Below are 14,963 nucleotides of genomic sequence, written 5' to 3'. Positions count from 1 at the left end.
CACCATTTTAGGTTAAATTTTAACCAATACTGGAAGAGGTCATCCTATGATGTTTACTGCGATGAAATTCAGACAACTTACCACTGTTGTTGCCACCACTGCTCTACTTCTGTTTTCTACTGCGCAAGCGCAGGTAGTAACGCCCGCAACCCTCACTGTCGATGACAATAAGATTCAGGCGAAGCTTACGCTCACTAGTTTAATTGAAGTGGACTTAACCGTTGAGTTCGAAAACAGTATTGGCCTTAATGCTAACAATATCGATATTACTGCTGAGCTACTTGATCCAACAGATTTAACCATTACAAATCGCCTCCCCTCTGCATTAACCAGCGCAGTCTCGGGTTTCCCGGTTCTTGTATCTATTTCTCCGAAAGCAGACGCAGGATTTGGGTTTGAAGGCTTAGCAATGGTTGAGCTTTACACCAAAGCTATTCACTATACGCCTACTATTCCATGGCGTTTATTTACATCCCATGAAGGCGATACGTTCGAAGATATAACAGCGTTAACTTCTTCGGGTAGTTTCCGCGCTCGTGGTAGCACGGGGCAATTTTCTGACTTCATCATATTACTAGACAATCGCCCGTCTACTACCGTCATCAACGACAAAGTGTCGAAACTTAACACTATCGTCAACGACAACCGTGACAAAATTGCAGCGCTTTTAGAAGCAGCAATAGACAGTGGTGTTAACGACATTCAGTCAGCGTTAGCGGTAAACGATGATGATGCGGCACTAGTTGCTGTAGATAGCCTGATATCGCTTATCGACAATGCGTCTGGAAGCGAAATCGCGGACGTATGGCGTTCAAGCGGAGATGTGGTTAATGTGAAAGGACTACTTCTTACTCAGCTTCAAACATTACGCTTTAGCTTGAGAACATTATAAATCACGCATGTGCACAAATGCTGGATTTAAACAAATTCAGGTGAGCTAGAGTTTAGCGTCACGGGTAAAACGGCGAAAAGAATAGTCCTATATCGGGAGTATGAATGACCGTTGTCAATGCCAGTGACGTGACGAGGAATTTGCCATGCCGCTACAAATTGCTTTTACTGAAAACAACGGAAGCGTAAGTGAGCACTTGCTTTTTGAAGGGCGAGAATATCAAGTTGGCCGTTCTGAAAGTGCAGATATTGTTATTTCACACCCGCAAGTTTCTCGTTCTCATATTGTACTACGAGCCGCAGACAACGATCGCGTATGGCAACTAAATGATATGAGCTCTACAGGCTGTTTTAGTGCGGGCGTCCAAATAAAACACCTGACGCTAGACAAGCCTCACGTTCTTCAACTTGGCCCCGTACCCTGCGAGTTCACCCCTGTCGAACTTAACAATGTTGTTAAACTTGATAGCCAACGGGAGTGGAGAAAACAACAGCTAAAGCAATATCAAACGCAGCTTCAACGTTGTAATAGCAGCACAGCACTTATTAACTTGGCCAGAGAGTGTTTAATTCAGTCGTTAGGTTGTGAGCGAGCATCACTTATTCTGTTTGATAAAATCAATAATTATCAACTTGGTGTGGGCTATGAAAGCTGGATGCAAGGTGACGATTTTACCGGCAGTCGCACTATTATTAATCAGTGTATGCAAGCAAATGCAGTTCGCGCAATCGGCAATATTGTTTGCGACGATTCGCTGAATAAGCAACATAGTATAATTAATCACGGCATTCAGGCAGCCATCTGCGTGCCCGTCTGTATTGAAGAAAAACCTGTTGGCGTTTTGTACGCAGACTCAACACTGGGACGCCGTTACTTCACCCAAACGGACATAGAATTTGCCACCTCTTTAGCAAATATGATTTCGATGCGTTTGTTATTCCACACAATAGAGCATAAACTTTCACTTATAAGCTAGAATAAAAACAATAACTCTTAAGTCTGTCGCCATATTGTACCTCATAGGTAAGCAGACTTGCGTGGTGTAATATTTATGTAGTTTGCACCAACGCAGTAATTAGTGAAGTGTGGAGAAGGCTTTGAACAGGCCAGATGTATTCTCGTCGCAAAACAATTCTCTTAAAACTGAAGCGTTAGCTTTAGGGGCTTCTGTTACGCCAAATTCACGGTTAGCTAACCGTTTTCGTATTCTTGAACGACTGGGTTCAGGTGCCCAAGCTGCCGTTTACAGTGCCCTTGATGAGCTACTAGATGTAAAGGTAGCACTAAAAGTTATTGAGGGTGGTGCCAGCGACCCGGTAAAAATGCAAACTATCCGCAATGAAGTCAACATTGCCAGGCAACTACAGCATCCCAATATCATCCGCGTTCACGATGTTTTCTCTGACGGAGATACCGCCTTTTTTACGATGGCATTTATTGAAGGTGAGCCCCTTTATACGCGCCTTCAACAACCTATCAGCAAAGCGAATTATGACAAGTGGCAGCAACAACTTATTGAGGCCCTGTTAGCATGTAAATCGATAGGCATAAAGCATGGTGATATAAAGCCAGATAATATTCTTCTTGATCACAACGCTGACATTAAACTTATCGACTTTGGTATTGGACAAAGTGCGGCGTCTGGCGCGCAGACGAGTGGCCACCAGCGCTACACTGCCCCGGAGGTTATCCAAACGGGAAAAGCAACCGAGCACTCTGACACTTACAGCTTAGGCAAGGTGTTAGAAGACATGCTAGGCTGCGTGCAAAAAGAGGGGATTGGCTTTTCCCATTACCTGTGGGTAAAAAAGCGCAAAGCATGCATTAAGCAGTTAACACACCATTTACCAGCCAAAAGACTCCCCTTAGAGCAGGCGCTTAGCATTAGTTCTATAGGTGACAACAGCAGTGCAAACGTGTCTTACACCACCTTTGTTACCTTTTCGGCAGTTGCGCTACTTGTATTAGTGGTGAGCGCCAGTATTTTCTCTTACTCTTGGTATCAAAAAGAGAAGCCTAAATTGGCCTCTGATTCCCCTGTTCAACTTTTACTATTAAATGATCCGCAATACCCACTTTTAGATACCATCAACACGCTGCTTCGCTATCCTCTATCTACGCATCCTCATATTGTTTTAGATGACCAATCACAAACTCAAGCTCTGGTGTCCAACTTGGCGCTGTCACCGTTTGAGCGTGATAACGACAGGGTAGACTTGGCCGCAACAATTATGGCCGACAGCGTTTTATTGCTTGATGCTACGCCAACCAGTAGCACGGGCTATCTGCTTCACGCGAGTGTGCTCAGCATGCCAGCCAATACACTTATTTTTACTGTGTCGCACAATGTAGATGCAAACACCCTTTCCGATGATTTGAGCGTGTTTGCCAATAAGCTGATTCAGTCGCTGTTTGACGCCATCGAAACTCAATCCCCCCAACCTCTGCCTGATTTACGGTATCTCGATGCGCTTGACACCGCTTGGCAAAAGGGAGAAGCGTTAAACAGTAATGACACCGTTGACGCCATAATAGCCACCACACCGGATTATCCTGGAGGGTGGGTAGCAAAAGCTCGAAATACAATGAATACAGGAGATTACGACGGTGCAAGACAGGCACTAGATACCCTGTTCCAACTCCCTGACTTGGCAATATATTGGCGTTTACAAGGCGAACTGTTAAGAGCCGAATTAAACGAAGATTTGTCGCTTGCTCAGCAATCGATAGATGCGCTTGTCTCACAGTTTCCTAATAGACCTGACTTGCTATCGCTGCGCGCAGACATCTATCAGTGGGCAGGCGAAGATGCCAAAGCAATGGCCGACTACAAAGCCGCATTAGCACTTCGACCTAATAATGGCCAACTGTGGTTCGAACTGGCCCGTTTGCAAATTATTAATGGTGATATAGACACCGCCACCAGCGAATCGTTAACGCGCGCTTTGGTATCTTTCCGGCAGGCGAAAGATAGCGAAGGGGAAAGCTTAGTATTGAATGCGTTTGGCATTGCGTATCTTCGCACAGCAGACAATATGTCAGCTGCTCGCTACTTTAAAGATGCATTAGCCCTGCGTGATGCAAAAACGCAGCCCTCTCAGCGAGCCAAAACATTAGCCAACCTCGCGATTGCCACCTCGCTTACTGGGGACTACGCCACCGCCGAAGCGTCGTTAGAAGAGGCGGTAAAACTACTGCATGATTTAGGTGATCTTGCCCAAGAAGCCCATGTTAACGATACATTGGGCTTTATGTTTGAAGAGCGCGGACAGTTTGCGAGAGCGTTGGATTACTATAAACGCGGCCTTGATATTCGTGTGCAAACCGATGACAAAGTACTTCAGCCACAAAGCATGAGTAACGTGGCTTACATGCACTTCCTCATTGGTGATATCTCACTAGCAGAGATTTACTGGCAACAGGCAAAGATGTTATTTGAAAGAAACGGTGACGAATCTCACTTGCTTCGAACCCATCAAAATCTTGCTCAGCTAAGCCTGGTGAAAGGTGATAAGAACACTGCCACAAATTATTTAACAACAGTTGAGCAAAGACTCGGGGCACAGCACAACCAAGAAAAGCTATATAACCACCTGCTGTTTAGCTACTTAAACTTTGCAAATGGAAACTTAGCCGAAGCCACTCAGCACGCTGCTGATGCAAGGCGCTTAGCCCAAGCTTCTGAAGACGCAAGAGCGCAAACCGAAGTGCTGCTATGGCAAGGAGAGATCTGCTTACTTACTGCAAATTGGTCCTGCTTGGAAAACAGCCTTGAAACGGTAACCCCAACTATTAGTCAAGAGCGTCACGAGCAATTTGCGGTTTATCAATGGTTAACATTAGGATTGAAGCACCATCTAGGCACACTGAATAACGAGCGCGACGAAATTTACAATACGCTCGTCGATAACAGCAACGTACCAGTGATAACCGAAATTAAAATTCTGCTCGACATGCAGCAGCGACTTTCTTTAAGTGAAAATAGTAGTGCTATGGAAAAGCTAAGTTCGCTTATTAAGCCTACCTACTATCAACCTTACCTGCAGTGGCTATACGTGAGAGCGTCGCTGGGTGATGAAGAGTCTATTGAAAAACTAAAACAAAAATTAGCGCTCTACCCCACCTACTGGCGCAATCACCTTTACTATCGTGCCATTCCGGGTAAAGAAGATACCGTTGAGAAATTGACCACACAGTGGTTGTCACAATTACCTGAAGAACAAGTTGGAGACTACAGGAACGCCTATTTTGACTGACTTGGCCACCGAGATAGAGAACATTAAAGCGTTGCAGGCAACCCTTCAAGCGCGTTTAGATGCCGACCAAGAGGTATTACAACAGCTTGCTAAACGACTGTGGGCCCAACAAGAATCAGAAAAAGCGAAGCTTTCCAGGGAGTTACACGATGGTATCGGCCAGTTACTTACAGGCCTAACCAGAAGACTACAGGCTTTATCTACCTCATCACCTGAGCTAGAAGCACTACACGGCATTGCTGAAATGGCGCTAAATGACGTTAGGCAACTGTCACGGTTAATGAGCCCCACTATTCTTGATGACTTAGGTCTTAAACCCGCACTTAACTGGCTATGTCGAAACTTGCTTAGTGGGGAAGTTATTGAGTACCACACGGATATAACCATACCCTCTGACCTTCCAAAAGATATAAGTATTTTATTATTTAGAATTGCGCAAGAAACGCTGGTTAATGCTATAAAACACAGTGAGGCTACTAACCTTACCTTATCGATTTCTTATCACCATCACGTAATTCGTTTGGATATTCTCGATAATGGTGTAGGGTTTGATAGTAAAGCCATAGAGCCCGGCATTGGTCTTTCAAGTATTCGCGATAGAGCTGAAGCGTTTAACGCGACGCTAGAAATAGACTCTGCAGTGGGGCAAGGCACCAGAACAACAGTAACGGTACCCGTATGACAATTCGTGTAGTGCTAGCCGATGACCATGTACTTATGCGTCAGGGCGTATCTCAAATGCTTAATGCCAACCCTGATATTAGCGTCGTGGGAGAATGCGACGACGGTGTCGCACTGATCGCTGCCGTGTTAAAGCTCTCACCAGATGTTATTTTGATGGATATCTCTATGCCACGAATGAGCGGGCTAGTGGCTATTGATAAAATTTTGTCCCAGCGCAGCGACGCAAAAATTCTTGTGCTGTCTATGCATAACGAAGTGGAATACATTGAAGCCATGCGTGACGCAGGCGCAAAAGGTTATATATTAAAAGAATCCTCCGGCGAAAGTCTGGTTGAAGCCATCAAGAAAGTTGCCGCAAACAAAACCTGTTTTCCCGATGAACTAACCCAGTCATCTAGCGATCAATGTCAAAAGCACGTATCGCCGCTGAGCGTATTAACTAGAAGAGAGCGAGAAGTCTTTTTCTTAGTTGCCGCAGGCAACACCAGTAAGAAGATTGCTGAACTCTTAGATATGAGCCTTAAAACTGCAGAAAATCATCGTAGCAATATTTATAAAAAACTTAATTTAAGCAGTTCTGCAGAACTTATCAGAATGGCAGGAAAAGCAGGCTTACTAGAGTAGTTGGTCTTTATTGCCAGCGTAGAACTCTTTCCTTTTCACTTTTTGCATTCTCAGCGAATAGTGATTACAGCATTTAACGCCCTAAACAAAAAAGAGGGCCTTGCTTCAGCTACCCCTCTCTAAAAATTGCGCGAGGGCTGGTTGTGGCATTCAAAATCCGTAGCAGTACACTTGCTGCAGAGGATTCTCCACAAGTGAGCTCCATTAAATTGAACACTGCTCCATTGGACTTTTTTACATTAAAACTAAAAAGAGGGGCCTTGCTTCAGCCCCCCCTCTCTAAAAAGTGTGCGAGGGCCGGTTGTGGCATTCAAAACCCTCAGCAGCAGGGATGCTGCTGTGGAGCGCCCATGGATGGGTTTACCGCGTGTTTTGAATGTTACAACCGGCCCTCGCCTCAAAGGACTAAAGTTCTGCGTATTGCGTTAAGATAAACGCAGCTTCGCCTCGTGACACGCCATCTTGTGGGTTAAAGAAGGCTTTAAGCGTAGGCTGTAGGTCAAATGGACCTTGCTCTACTTTCACTTCCACCTGCATTAAGCCAGCAGCTAATGCCTGTTGAACATAACCACGATATTCTGGTGCAATCGCATCGGTATCTTCAACTTCTACCGCTTCGCCTAAGACGATAGCGATAACCTTCTCTGAATCAAAGCTTTGTGCTGCATCTTCAAGACCTAGAGCTTGAACCATTGAGTACGCCATTTCTTCTTTGCTTACCTGCATATTACTTCCAAAGAAATCTCCATTTGCCTGCATAACCGGTTGCGTATTCATTTCTAAATCTCCCAACACTGCACCTGTCGCCGTGGCAGAGTTTACCGCTGCAGCGCTCTCTGCACCCACATCGGTGTAGTTAACTGTATTACCGTCGTTGGTTTGACGAAGGTTGGCACTGAGGGCTAACGTATCAGCAAGTTCTATACGTGTTAGCGGCGCATCTGGCGCAAACCCACTTTCTTTTGCGTCCATTAGCTCATTTGCAACTACGTATTCGATGAACGGTTTAGCCGGATGGCCTTGTGCATCATCAATACCTGTATAGCCTGAGGTTACCAGTAAGCGAATATTTACATCGTTGGTTCCAGGTACACCCACACCGTTTGTTACGCCAAGAGGGTCTACTGATACACCGCTAATACTACCAATACCACGGCTGTATAGCTTCCATGTGCCCGGCATACCCGGAGCAGCTGTGCCTACAGAAGAACCTAAAACAGGTAGGCCAATGCCAGAGCCGTAACGATTGCCTGCAGGATCTTCCAGTACAAACGCCGTAGCCGTTTCAATTGATGCGCTAGCAACAACCATTGACACATCTGCTGTTACTTCGAATTCTTCTACCGGAGACTCACCAACAGGAAGGTAGGTTGTAGGTAGCGTAAAGCTATCGCCTTCTGCTACATTCGCAAACGCATTAAATTCACGATTTTGCTTCACGGTATCGCCAAATACTTCCTCGCCTTCCAGCACAGCAGTTACCGCAGCATAAGCGTTCACGTAACCTGCACCCACTTCCCACTCGTCCATGCCTGCCATTGGTGTTGCAGTTTCCTGAAGAATACGTTTTACATCTTCCCACTGAAGGTTTGGATTGGCTTCTAGCATTAGCGCAACAATACCTGACACGTGCGGCGCAGCCATTGATGTACCGCTAGATACGGTATAAAACGGTAGGTGTTGTGGCTCAATCATTTCAGCGTCGTCAGCAGCGCTTAAACCGCCTAAGCTAGACAGTGATGCACGAGCAGAAATAACGTCTACACCTGGCGCGGTTACGGTAGGACGGTCTTCCCATGTAAACACTTCTCCATCGACAACCGCTTGTCCGCCTTTCCCGTCGACACCGCGTGAACTAAAATCAGCCAGCTCGCCCTGCTTGTTACCCGCAGCTACCGTAATTACCCAAGGTGCCTTTTTAAAGTTACCGGTAATTGTCGACTCACCTGGACCTGAGTTACCTGCCGAGAACACAGTGATAATACCGTTATCAGCTAATGCTTTAGTCACAACGTTTGTTGGGTCATCTGGGTTAAACTCTGTACCCACATCGCCAGTGTTACCAAACGAGTTTGAGATAACACGGATGTTGTAATCGAACTGGTGCGTTAACGCGTAGTCGAATCCACCGATAGTATCTAAAATGAATAGACCTGCGCCCGAGCCATAACCAATGATATCTGCACCCGGCGCTACACCTGCATGCAAACCACCGCTCTTAGCGCCGTTACCGCCTACCGTGCCTGCCACGTGCGTTCCGTGACCGCCTAGAATGTCGGTGTTAGATACGTTTTCTTGATAAGTAATCGGTAAAATGCCGCTGTAGCTGTTTAGATTAACTTGCGCTAGGACGTTTTGAACTACGTGATCAGGGAATGCTAAATCACCATGAGTGCCGTCAACACCTGAATCGTTAACAACCACGCCGATGCCTTTTCCTGACACTGGCATTCCGTTAATACGAATATCACGGTCAGCTCGCAGCGCCTGAACACCTGTAATTTGAGTTGATTCATGATTTTCTAGTTCAAGCGGATCGTTGTTCCATACAGAAACCACGTCATCGCGCTGATAAAGTGCTTCAACTTGTTCTTTGTTAGCTAGCACACCAACAATAGGCACGTTGCGAAGGCTAACACCACCCGTGATGCCTAACGATTCAAGTGCTGTAATTTGTTCTGTTGTGGCAGGTCCCTTACCTTCAAATGTAACAATAACTTGTTGTAGTTCTAGTGGCGAAGCAGCAAGCGCATCGGCCAATGTTTTATCGAAAGTTTTTGCATTCACCATGCTCGCTGGTAGGGCACAAGCAATAGCTACTGATAATACTGTTTTGTTATTAAGGAACTTCATAATACACCTCTCTTTGAGTACCCCTTGAGTATTTAACAACCAAAGAAGCAAAACTATGGGGAGTTCCCCCTATTCGGTGTAATTTATAAAAGCGTTGAAAAAGCAGAAACTTAAAAAGAAAAAAGCCCTCACAAAAGGAGGGCTGAAAACACCAACTATCGAGAAACATAGATATGTTGGAGGGAACGAACGAGGTACCAGAAACACATTAGCTAAAAAAGGATTACTGTTTGCGCTTTCTCATTGAAGTAAACGCGAACAAAATTAGCATCGCAGTGGCAAAAGAAGCAGGTTCGCTCACTTGTGTTGAACCATTTGTAGACTCGACAGTTTTAACAAGTTGAAACAAGCCACCTGCGCAGCGGTCGCCATTTTCAAAAAACACGCACGAGTCTGATGATCCTAGCCCGGCTAAACCTGAACTAATAGTGAATTCGTATGGAACGCTTGAGTCTTCAATAAATAGTTGAAAACCTTCACCGCTTTCATCACCAAACACACCATTTTCTAAATCAACTATCGCAAACTCATCAATATCGTCTTCTAAAATATTATAAGTCGTACCATTGAACTCTAGCTGAAAGAAAAATGATAACCACGTGCTCATATCGAATTGGGTTTCGTTTTCATCAAAAGTGATTTGCCCAATTAAACTGGTTTGGTCAGCTTCGTCACCTAACACTAATCGAGTGAAATCATAGGTGATTACGCCGGCGAAAGAAGGCGCAGAAAACAGAACGAACACAGCGGCAATTAATGACTTCATAGTAAACCCACTTCTAAATTCTTATGGGCTTAGTATTGAACTTAATGCATTGAATACAAATAGGGAGTTCCCCCTAGTTGTATTCAATGCTATCTAATATGACGTGGTTTAATTAGCGTTTTGTTCGCGTAGTACTTTTGCTAGTTCGTAATTACCCTGCGAAAGAGCGATATCCGCTACCGAATTACCAGCTTTATCCATGTGAGCTGGGTTAGCCCCTTGATCGATAAGCGTATTGATAATTTCTTGTCTATCGAAAAGGCTTGCGAACATCAACGCCGTTTGGCCTTGCTCGTTTTCTTCATCTATATCGCAATCGGCAAAAACCAGTTGCTTAGCTACACTGACGTGACCTTTAAATATGGCCCCCATAAGTGCGGTGTTTCCGCGGTTGTCTTCTTGACATGGGTTGGCATTAGCTTCGCTGATAAGAAAGTTCACGGTGTCGGTATGCCCATGGTACGCGGCAAGAATAAGTGCGGTGTAGCCTTTTTCATCGGCCACATTAACATCTAGACCGGCTTGATAAAACGCACTCAGCATGGCGCTATCACCTTCCCGCGCTGCATCAAAATAGCGTGCTTTCAAGGTCTCCATATTAGGCCTAGTTGCACTTTGTTGAGTATTATCTTGAGTGGTTGCGTCGGTTGCGGCACTAGTATAGAAACTGGTGAAGGTGGCAACGACGAACAGTGCTGCCGTAAGTGTTTGCTTTAAAAAAGACATTGTGCCCCCTTACTGGTAAATCTAAATTTGGTTACTACTAAACTGTTTTCAGCAAAGCTGTTACAGAAAGATTGTTATAGAAAAGTGGTTTGAGATAAATAGGAGTTACTCAACACTATGATGTAACTCCCAACCCTATTGCTACTTAGCTTATTGCATTAGTGCGGTTAGGCTTTCAGCAACTTGCTTCGCTTTTGCAGCGCGTGCAGCTTGCTGTTCCATTAAGTCTTTCGCCGTTTGACGAACTTTAGACATTGGTGCTTTCGCTAATTTTGCTACACCTGCACCATAGTCCTTATCAGCGTTGTACATATAGGCACTGATAATGACGCGAATTTCTTCTTCAGGCACCGATGCCAATGCACCGCCTAAGTTACTAATTAGGTTTTTCTGACCTTCTTTAGTTAGGTTTCTGAAAAACTCACCCGCTTGCTTGAAGTTCTGTTCTTTGTAGAACGGAATTTGTTGCGTCATACCTGCAAGCGGCTTGCTTGAATAACGAAATGCTGGGTCTTCGTTAAGATCAAGACGACGGCTTGGCTGGTAGTTTACATCGCGGTTAGTACTCGTTGTGCGTAGCTGACCATGTTGCTCGTGGTTATTGATAACCGCATTTTTAGGCGTATTAACCGGAATGCGGTACGCGTTAACACCTAGGCGATAGCGCTGTGTATCAGCATACGAGAACAAGCGACCTTGAAGCATTCTGTCTTCTGACGGCTCGATACCAGGAATTAAATTGCTCGGAGCAAATGCCGCTTGTTCAGTTTCTTCAAAGAAGTTATCTGGAACACGGTTAAGCACTAGGCGACCAATCTTTTTAGCCGGAACTAGCGATTCAGGCCAAATCTTAGTGGTATCAAGTGGGTTAAACTCAAAATCATCCAGTTGCTCAGGCTCTAGCTCTTGTAAATAAAGATCCCAAGACGCTGTTTCACCTTTTTCACCAATTCGCGTGTAAATGTCGGTTGTATGCGGCTGCATATCCATTCCCTGCACTTTCATCGCTTCTTCATTGGTGAAGTTCTTAATTGGCTGATTAGACTTCCAAGTAAACTTCACGTACTTATAGTTACCTTCGTCATCAACAAATTTGAAAGCGTGAACACCTGAACCATCCATATTTAGATAGCTTGCCGGTGTCCCGTAGTCAGAGAAAAGCATAGTTAGTGTATGCGTTGACTCTGGTACGTGAGAAAAGAAGTCAAAAATGCGTTTGGCGTCTTGCTTGTTTGTTACCGGCGATGGTTTAAATGCGTGAACCATATCAGGGAACTTGATTGCATCACGAATAAAGAAAACCGGAAAGTTATTACCCACTAGATCCCAGTTACCTTGTTCGGTGTAAAACTTCACCGCAAACCCGCGAGGGTCACGCAATGTCTCGGGCGACAAATGGCCATGTACTACAGACGAAAAACGAACAAAAACGTCGGTCTTTTTACCCGCTGATTGGAACGGCGCAGCCAATGTTTCATCTGAAAGGTCGACTAGGTTTTCATAATACCCATAAACGCCGGTGCCACGTGCGTGAACAACGCGCTCAGGAATACGCTCGCGGTCAAATGCCGCTAGCTTTTCAATAAGGTGCGAATCTTGTAGTAAAACCGGTCCCCATGGGCCTGCTGTTTGCGAGTTTTGATTATCGCCTACGGGGGCACCATTTTGACGGGTTAGTGTATCGGCGCTTACGCCTAAGGTAAGCATACTGGCAGCTACGCCGCCTAGGACAAACTTAGTTAACGTTGATTTTATTGAGGCTCTCACAGCTGTACTCCCACATGAAGGTTGGTACGAGGTTTAGGGGCTTTGACTTCTACGCAAACTTGGTCGCCATAATAGTTATCAGCGTAATTGCATTGCGTTCGAATGGGTTGATTAGTTGTGGAGGAAACACGGTGGCTATTCGCCGTTGTTAGCTTTTTTAATAGTGCGCTCATTTGGCTCTCCTTGTTAAGTTGAGAGCATTATCATTAATTGAGTAAAACTATTAAAACGGGATTATATGATTCAATTAATTGAATATTGCGATTGTAAAGATGCTAGCTAATCGTAATATTTTATGAATGAGTGGAAACCGTAACTTTAAATGGGAAAGCGAAATAACTGGGTTGGAAAAAACTTTACTGCCTAGGAAGGTGTATGTTGGCGCAGCGTATTAATTACAACGCTGCACCGATTACAAGAAAATTAAGCTTCTAGCCAAGGGCCGGTAATTGCCAAAGTTTTCGTTGGTGAGTATATGTTTACAAAAAGCGTTTTACCATCGGGTGAGAAGCAGGCTCCGGCAAGTTCAGTTTGCTCATGGAGTTTGGCAAAGTTATACACTTCTCCACTAGGCGTAATGCCGCGCAAATGGTTATCAACAATGTCAGTATATTGATCTTCACACACCAACAAATGCCCGTTTGGACACACCGTTAGGTTATCGCCAAAGTTATACAAGTTCTTGTCTTCACTTTCTAAAAACAGCTGAAGTTTGTCTTGTTTTCCATCAGCAGAAGGAACAAGTTTCATTACTTGACCGAGCTGCTTTTGGCCGCCATTTGTACAGCAAAAATAAAGCTCGTCTTCACCCCAGTGTATACCTTCACCGCGAGCAAATAAGGCCGCACCTTTCTTGTACCCTCTAGCCCGTAAGTCATCGTTCGGACTTTCCGGGTTGTCTAATGCTACCCACTCAATGTCAAACCAAGTTGCTACCGGCATCGTTGGGGAAGTCCAGTTACGGGTATCAAACTGAGGCCTGTCTTTGACTACTAGAGCTTCTAATTGGCCGCCAGCAGCCAAGTTACCGTACTCGTTAGGTACAAAGCGATACAGCAAGCTGTCACCCTGATCTTCGGTAAGGTAGACAACACCGGTTTTGGGGTCAACACAAGCCGCTTCATGGTTAAAACGCCCCATTGCTTTAAGGGGCTTAGCTTCTATCAATGAATTAGCATTAGCAGGTACTTCAAAGATATAGCCGTGATCTTTGTTTACCACGTCACCGTTCGGGCCGTGAGGACGGTCTACCGATTCTTCACACGTTAGCCACGTGCCCCAAGGCGTAACGCCGCCAGAACAGTTTCTTACCGTTCCAGCAAGGCTAATGAACTCTCGCTCTACCGTTTGCGTGGTAAGGTTGTACACCATAGTTGTGGTGCCGCCCGGCAAAGCAACCCCGTTGTGGTAGTTATCATAGGCCAGCTCACTTGTATGCTTTTGAATAGACTGTGGCTGAGCGCCTAAATGCTTCGGGTGCAATTCGTGGTTGCGTATGAGTGCCACTTTTTCGCTGGTACCGTCTATGGGTAGACAACCCATGCCGTCTGCTCGGTCAGGCACATGCATACCGTCAGACATCCTATTTCCAAGACTAGATATAATCTTGTAACTAAAGCCTTTAGGTAAATCGAGCAGCTTTTGAGGGTCGGCGACTAATGCGCCATAGCCTTCACTAATCGGCATAGACGCCAAATCTAACTTCTTACCGAAAGCACTGCTAGCCAGGCCACCAAATGCTAAAGAGCCTACTAAAAACTGGCGTCGTGTAATCATGAAAATCTCGTTAAACAATAAAGCCGGGCATAATAGCCATTAATTGTTACTGTATAACAACAAAGGCATGAAATTTCCACTTCTTCTCTGCGTGCTTATCTTATGCCGATAGAAGGGAATGAATGCTGTACCTTTTGAAATCCGACAACGCATGGTGCGATTCAGGAACTCTTACATAAAAGCGGGGATGGGCTCGCGGCGTGTTACTACCCTCTCACCAAGCTTTATATATTCCAAAGGGGTGGCGCTTATTCAATCTAGAACTCTCTGCTGCATGGATGGCTTTACGGCGTGTTTTTGATGGGGCTTCACTCCCGAAATTCCAAATCACAGGCATAAAAAAAGCGCACCTAAGTGCGCTTTTTTGTACCTTGTGTTGCTAAGTCTAGATTAGTCTAGGATCTTAGATACAACACCAGCACCTACTGTACGACCACCTTCACGGATTGCGAAACGAAGACCTTCTTCCATCGCGATCGGAGCAATTAGCTCAACTTTGAATTTAAGGTTGTCACCAGGCATTACCATTTCTACGCCTTCTGGAAGCTCTACAGCACCAGTTACGTCAGTTGTACGGAAGTAGAACTGTGGACGGTAGCCTTTGAAGAATGGAGTATGA

12 protein-coding genes are annotated in these 14,963 nt (G+C 45.2%); 5 read left to right on the top strand and 7 right to left on the bottom strand.

What is annotated here, in order from left to right; all coding sequences use genetic code 11:
- Window positions 1–46: 46 nt before the first annotated feature.
- The 5 genes from BGK61_RS12820 to BGK61_RS12800 all read left to right on the top strand — a co-directional run bounded on the left by BGK61_RS12820 (window position 47) and on the right by BGK61_RS12800 (window position 6,456).
- The gene (locus tag BGK61_RS12820; RefSeq protein ID WP_076010849.1) at window positions 47–892 is read left to right on the top strand and encodes a DUF6689 family protein; all 846 of its coding nucleotides are present in this window, start codon (window positions 47–49) and stop codon (window positions 890–892) included.
- Window positions 893–1,037: 145 nt separating this feature from the next.
- Complete coding sequence (locus BGK61_RS12815) at window positions 1,038–1,868, top strand: GAF domain-containing protein (protein ID WP_076010848.1); 831 nt, start codon at window positions 1,038–1,040, stop codon at window positions 1,866–1,868.
- 121 nt (window positions 1,869–1,989) lie between these two features.
- Window positions 1,990–5,148, top strand: a complete 3,159-nt coding sequence (locus BGK61_RS12810) for a serine/threonine-protein kinase (protein WP_076010847.1) — start codon at window positions 1,990–1,992, stop codon at window positions 5,146–5,148.
- Window positions 5,141–5,830 carry a sensor histidine kinase gene (locus BGK61_RS12805; protein ID WP_076010846.1) on the top strand — a complete coding sequence of 230 codons (690 nt, stop codon included), beginning with the start codon at window positions 5,141–5,143 and terminating at the stop codon, window positions 5,828–5,830. Before BGK61_RS12810 ends, BGK61_RS12805 begins: the two co-directional genes overlap by 8 nt.
- Window positions 5,827–6,456 carry a response regulator gene (locus tag BGK61_RS12800; RefSeq protein WP_014977493.1) on the top strand — a complete coding sequence of 210 codons (630 nt, stop codon included), beginning with the start codon at window positions 5,827–5,829 and terminating at the stop codon, window positions 6,454–6,456. Before BGK61_RS12805 ends, BGK61_RS12800 begins: the two co-directional genes overlap by 4 nt.
- A gap of 405 nt (window positions 6,457–6,861) precedes the next feature.
- Here the strand turns inward: BGK61_RS12800 and BGK61_RS12795 are convergent, their stop codons facing one another.
- From BGK61_RS12795 to BGK61_RS12770, 7 genes are all read right to left on the bottom strand, one after another.
- Entirely contained in the window at window positions 6,862–9,309 is a 2,448-nt protein-coding gene (locus BGK61_RS12795) for a S8 family serine peptidase (RefSeq protein WP_014999668.1), read from the bottom strand.
- Window positions 9,310–9,532: 223 nt separating this feature from the next.
- The gene (locus BGK61_RS12790; RefSeq protein ID WP_076010845.1) at window positions 9,533–10,075 is read right to left on the bottom strand and encodes a hypothetical protein; all 543 of its coding nucleotides are present in this window, start codon (window positions 10,073–10,075) and stop codon (window positions 9,533–9,535) included.
- 108 nt (window positions 10,076–10,183) lie between these two features.
- Window positions 10,184–10,801: an ankyrin repeat domain-containing protein gene (locus BGK61_RS12785; protein ID WP_076010844.1), complete on the bottom strand. Its 618-nt coding sequence runs from the start codon at window positions 10,799–10,801 to the stop codon at window positions 10,184–10,186.
- A 150-nt stretch (window positions 10,802–10,951) separates the two neighbouring features.
- Window positions 10,952–12,568, bottom strand: coding sequence for a catalase (locus tag BGK61_RS12780; protein ID WP_083648648.1), 1,617 nt, complete (start codon window positions 12,566–12,568; stop codon window positions 10,952–10,954).
- Window positions 12,565–12,741 carry a hypothetical protein gene (locus BGK61_RS19530; protein WP_155279885.1) on the bottom strand — a complete coding sequence of 59 codons (177 nt, stop codon included), beginning with the start codon at window positions 12,739–12,741 and terminating at the stop codon, window positions 12,565–12,567. The genes BGK61_RS12780 and BGK61_RS19530 overlap by 4 nt, the downstream gene beginning before the upstream one ends.
- Window positions 12,742–12,991: 250 nt before the next feature.
- Window positions 12,992–14,344, bottom strand: a complete 1,353-nt coding sequence (locus BGK61_RS12775) for an alkaline phosphatase PhoX (RefSeq protein WP_076010843.1) — start codon at window positions 14,342–14,344, stop codon at window positions 12,992–12,994.
- A gap of 390 nt (window positions 14,345–14,734) precedes the next feature.
- On the bottom strand, window positions 14,735–14,963 hold a 229-nt coding region (locus BGK61_RS12770), incomplete at its 5' end, for an EF-Tu C-terminal domain-related protein (protein ID WP_459166507.1).

The sequence above is a fragment of the Alteromonas abrolhosensis genome, assembly GCF_001953635.1.
GTDB lineage: Bacteria > Pseudomonadota > Gammaproteobacteria > Enterobacterales > Alteromonadaceae > Alteromonas > Alteromonas abrolhosensis.
The sequence above is the reverse complement of the archived record's forward strand: the minus strand, read 5'-3'. Positions and strand labels throughout refer to the sequence as shown.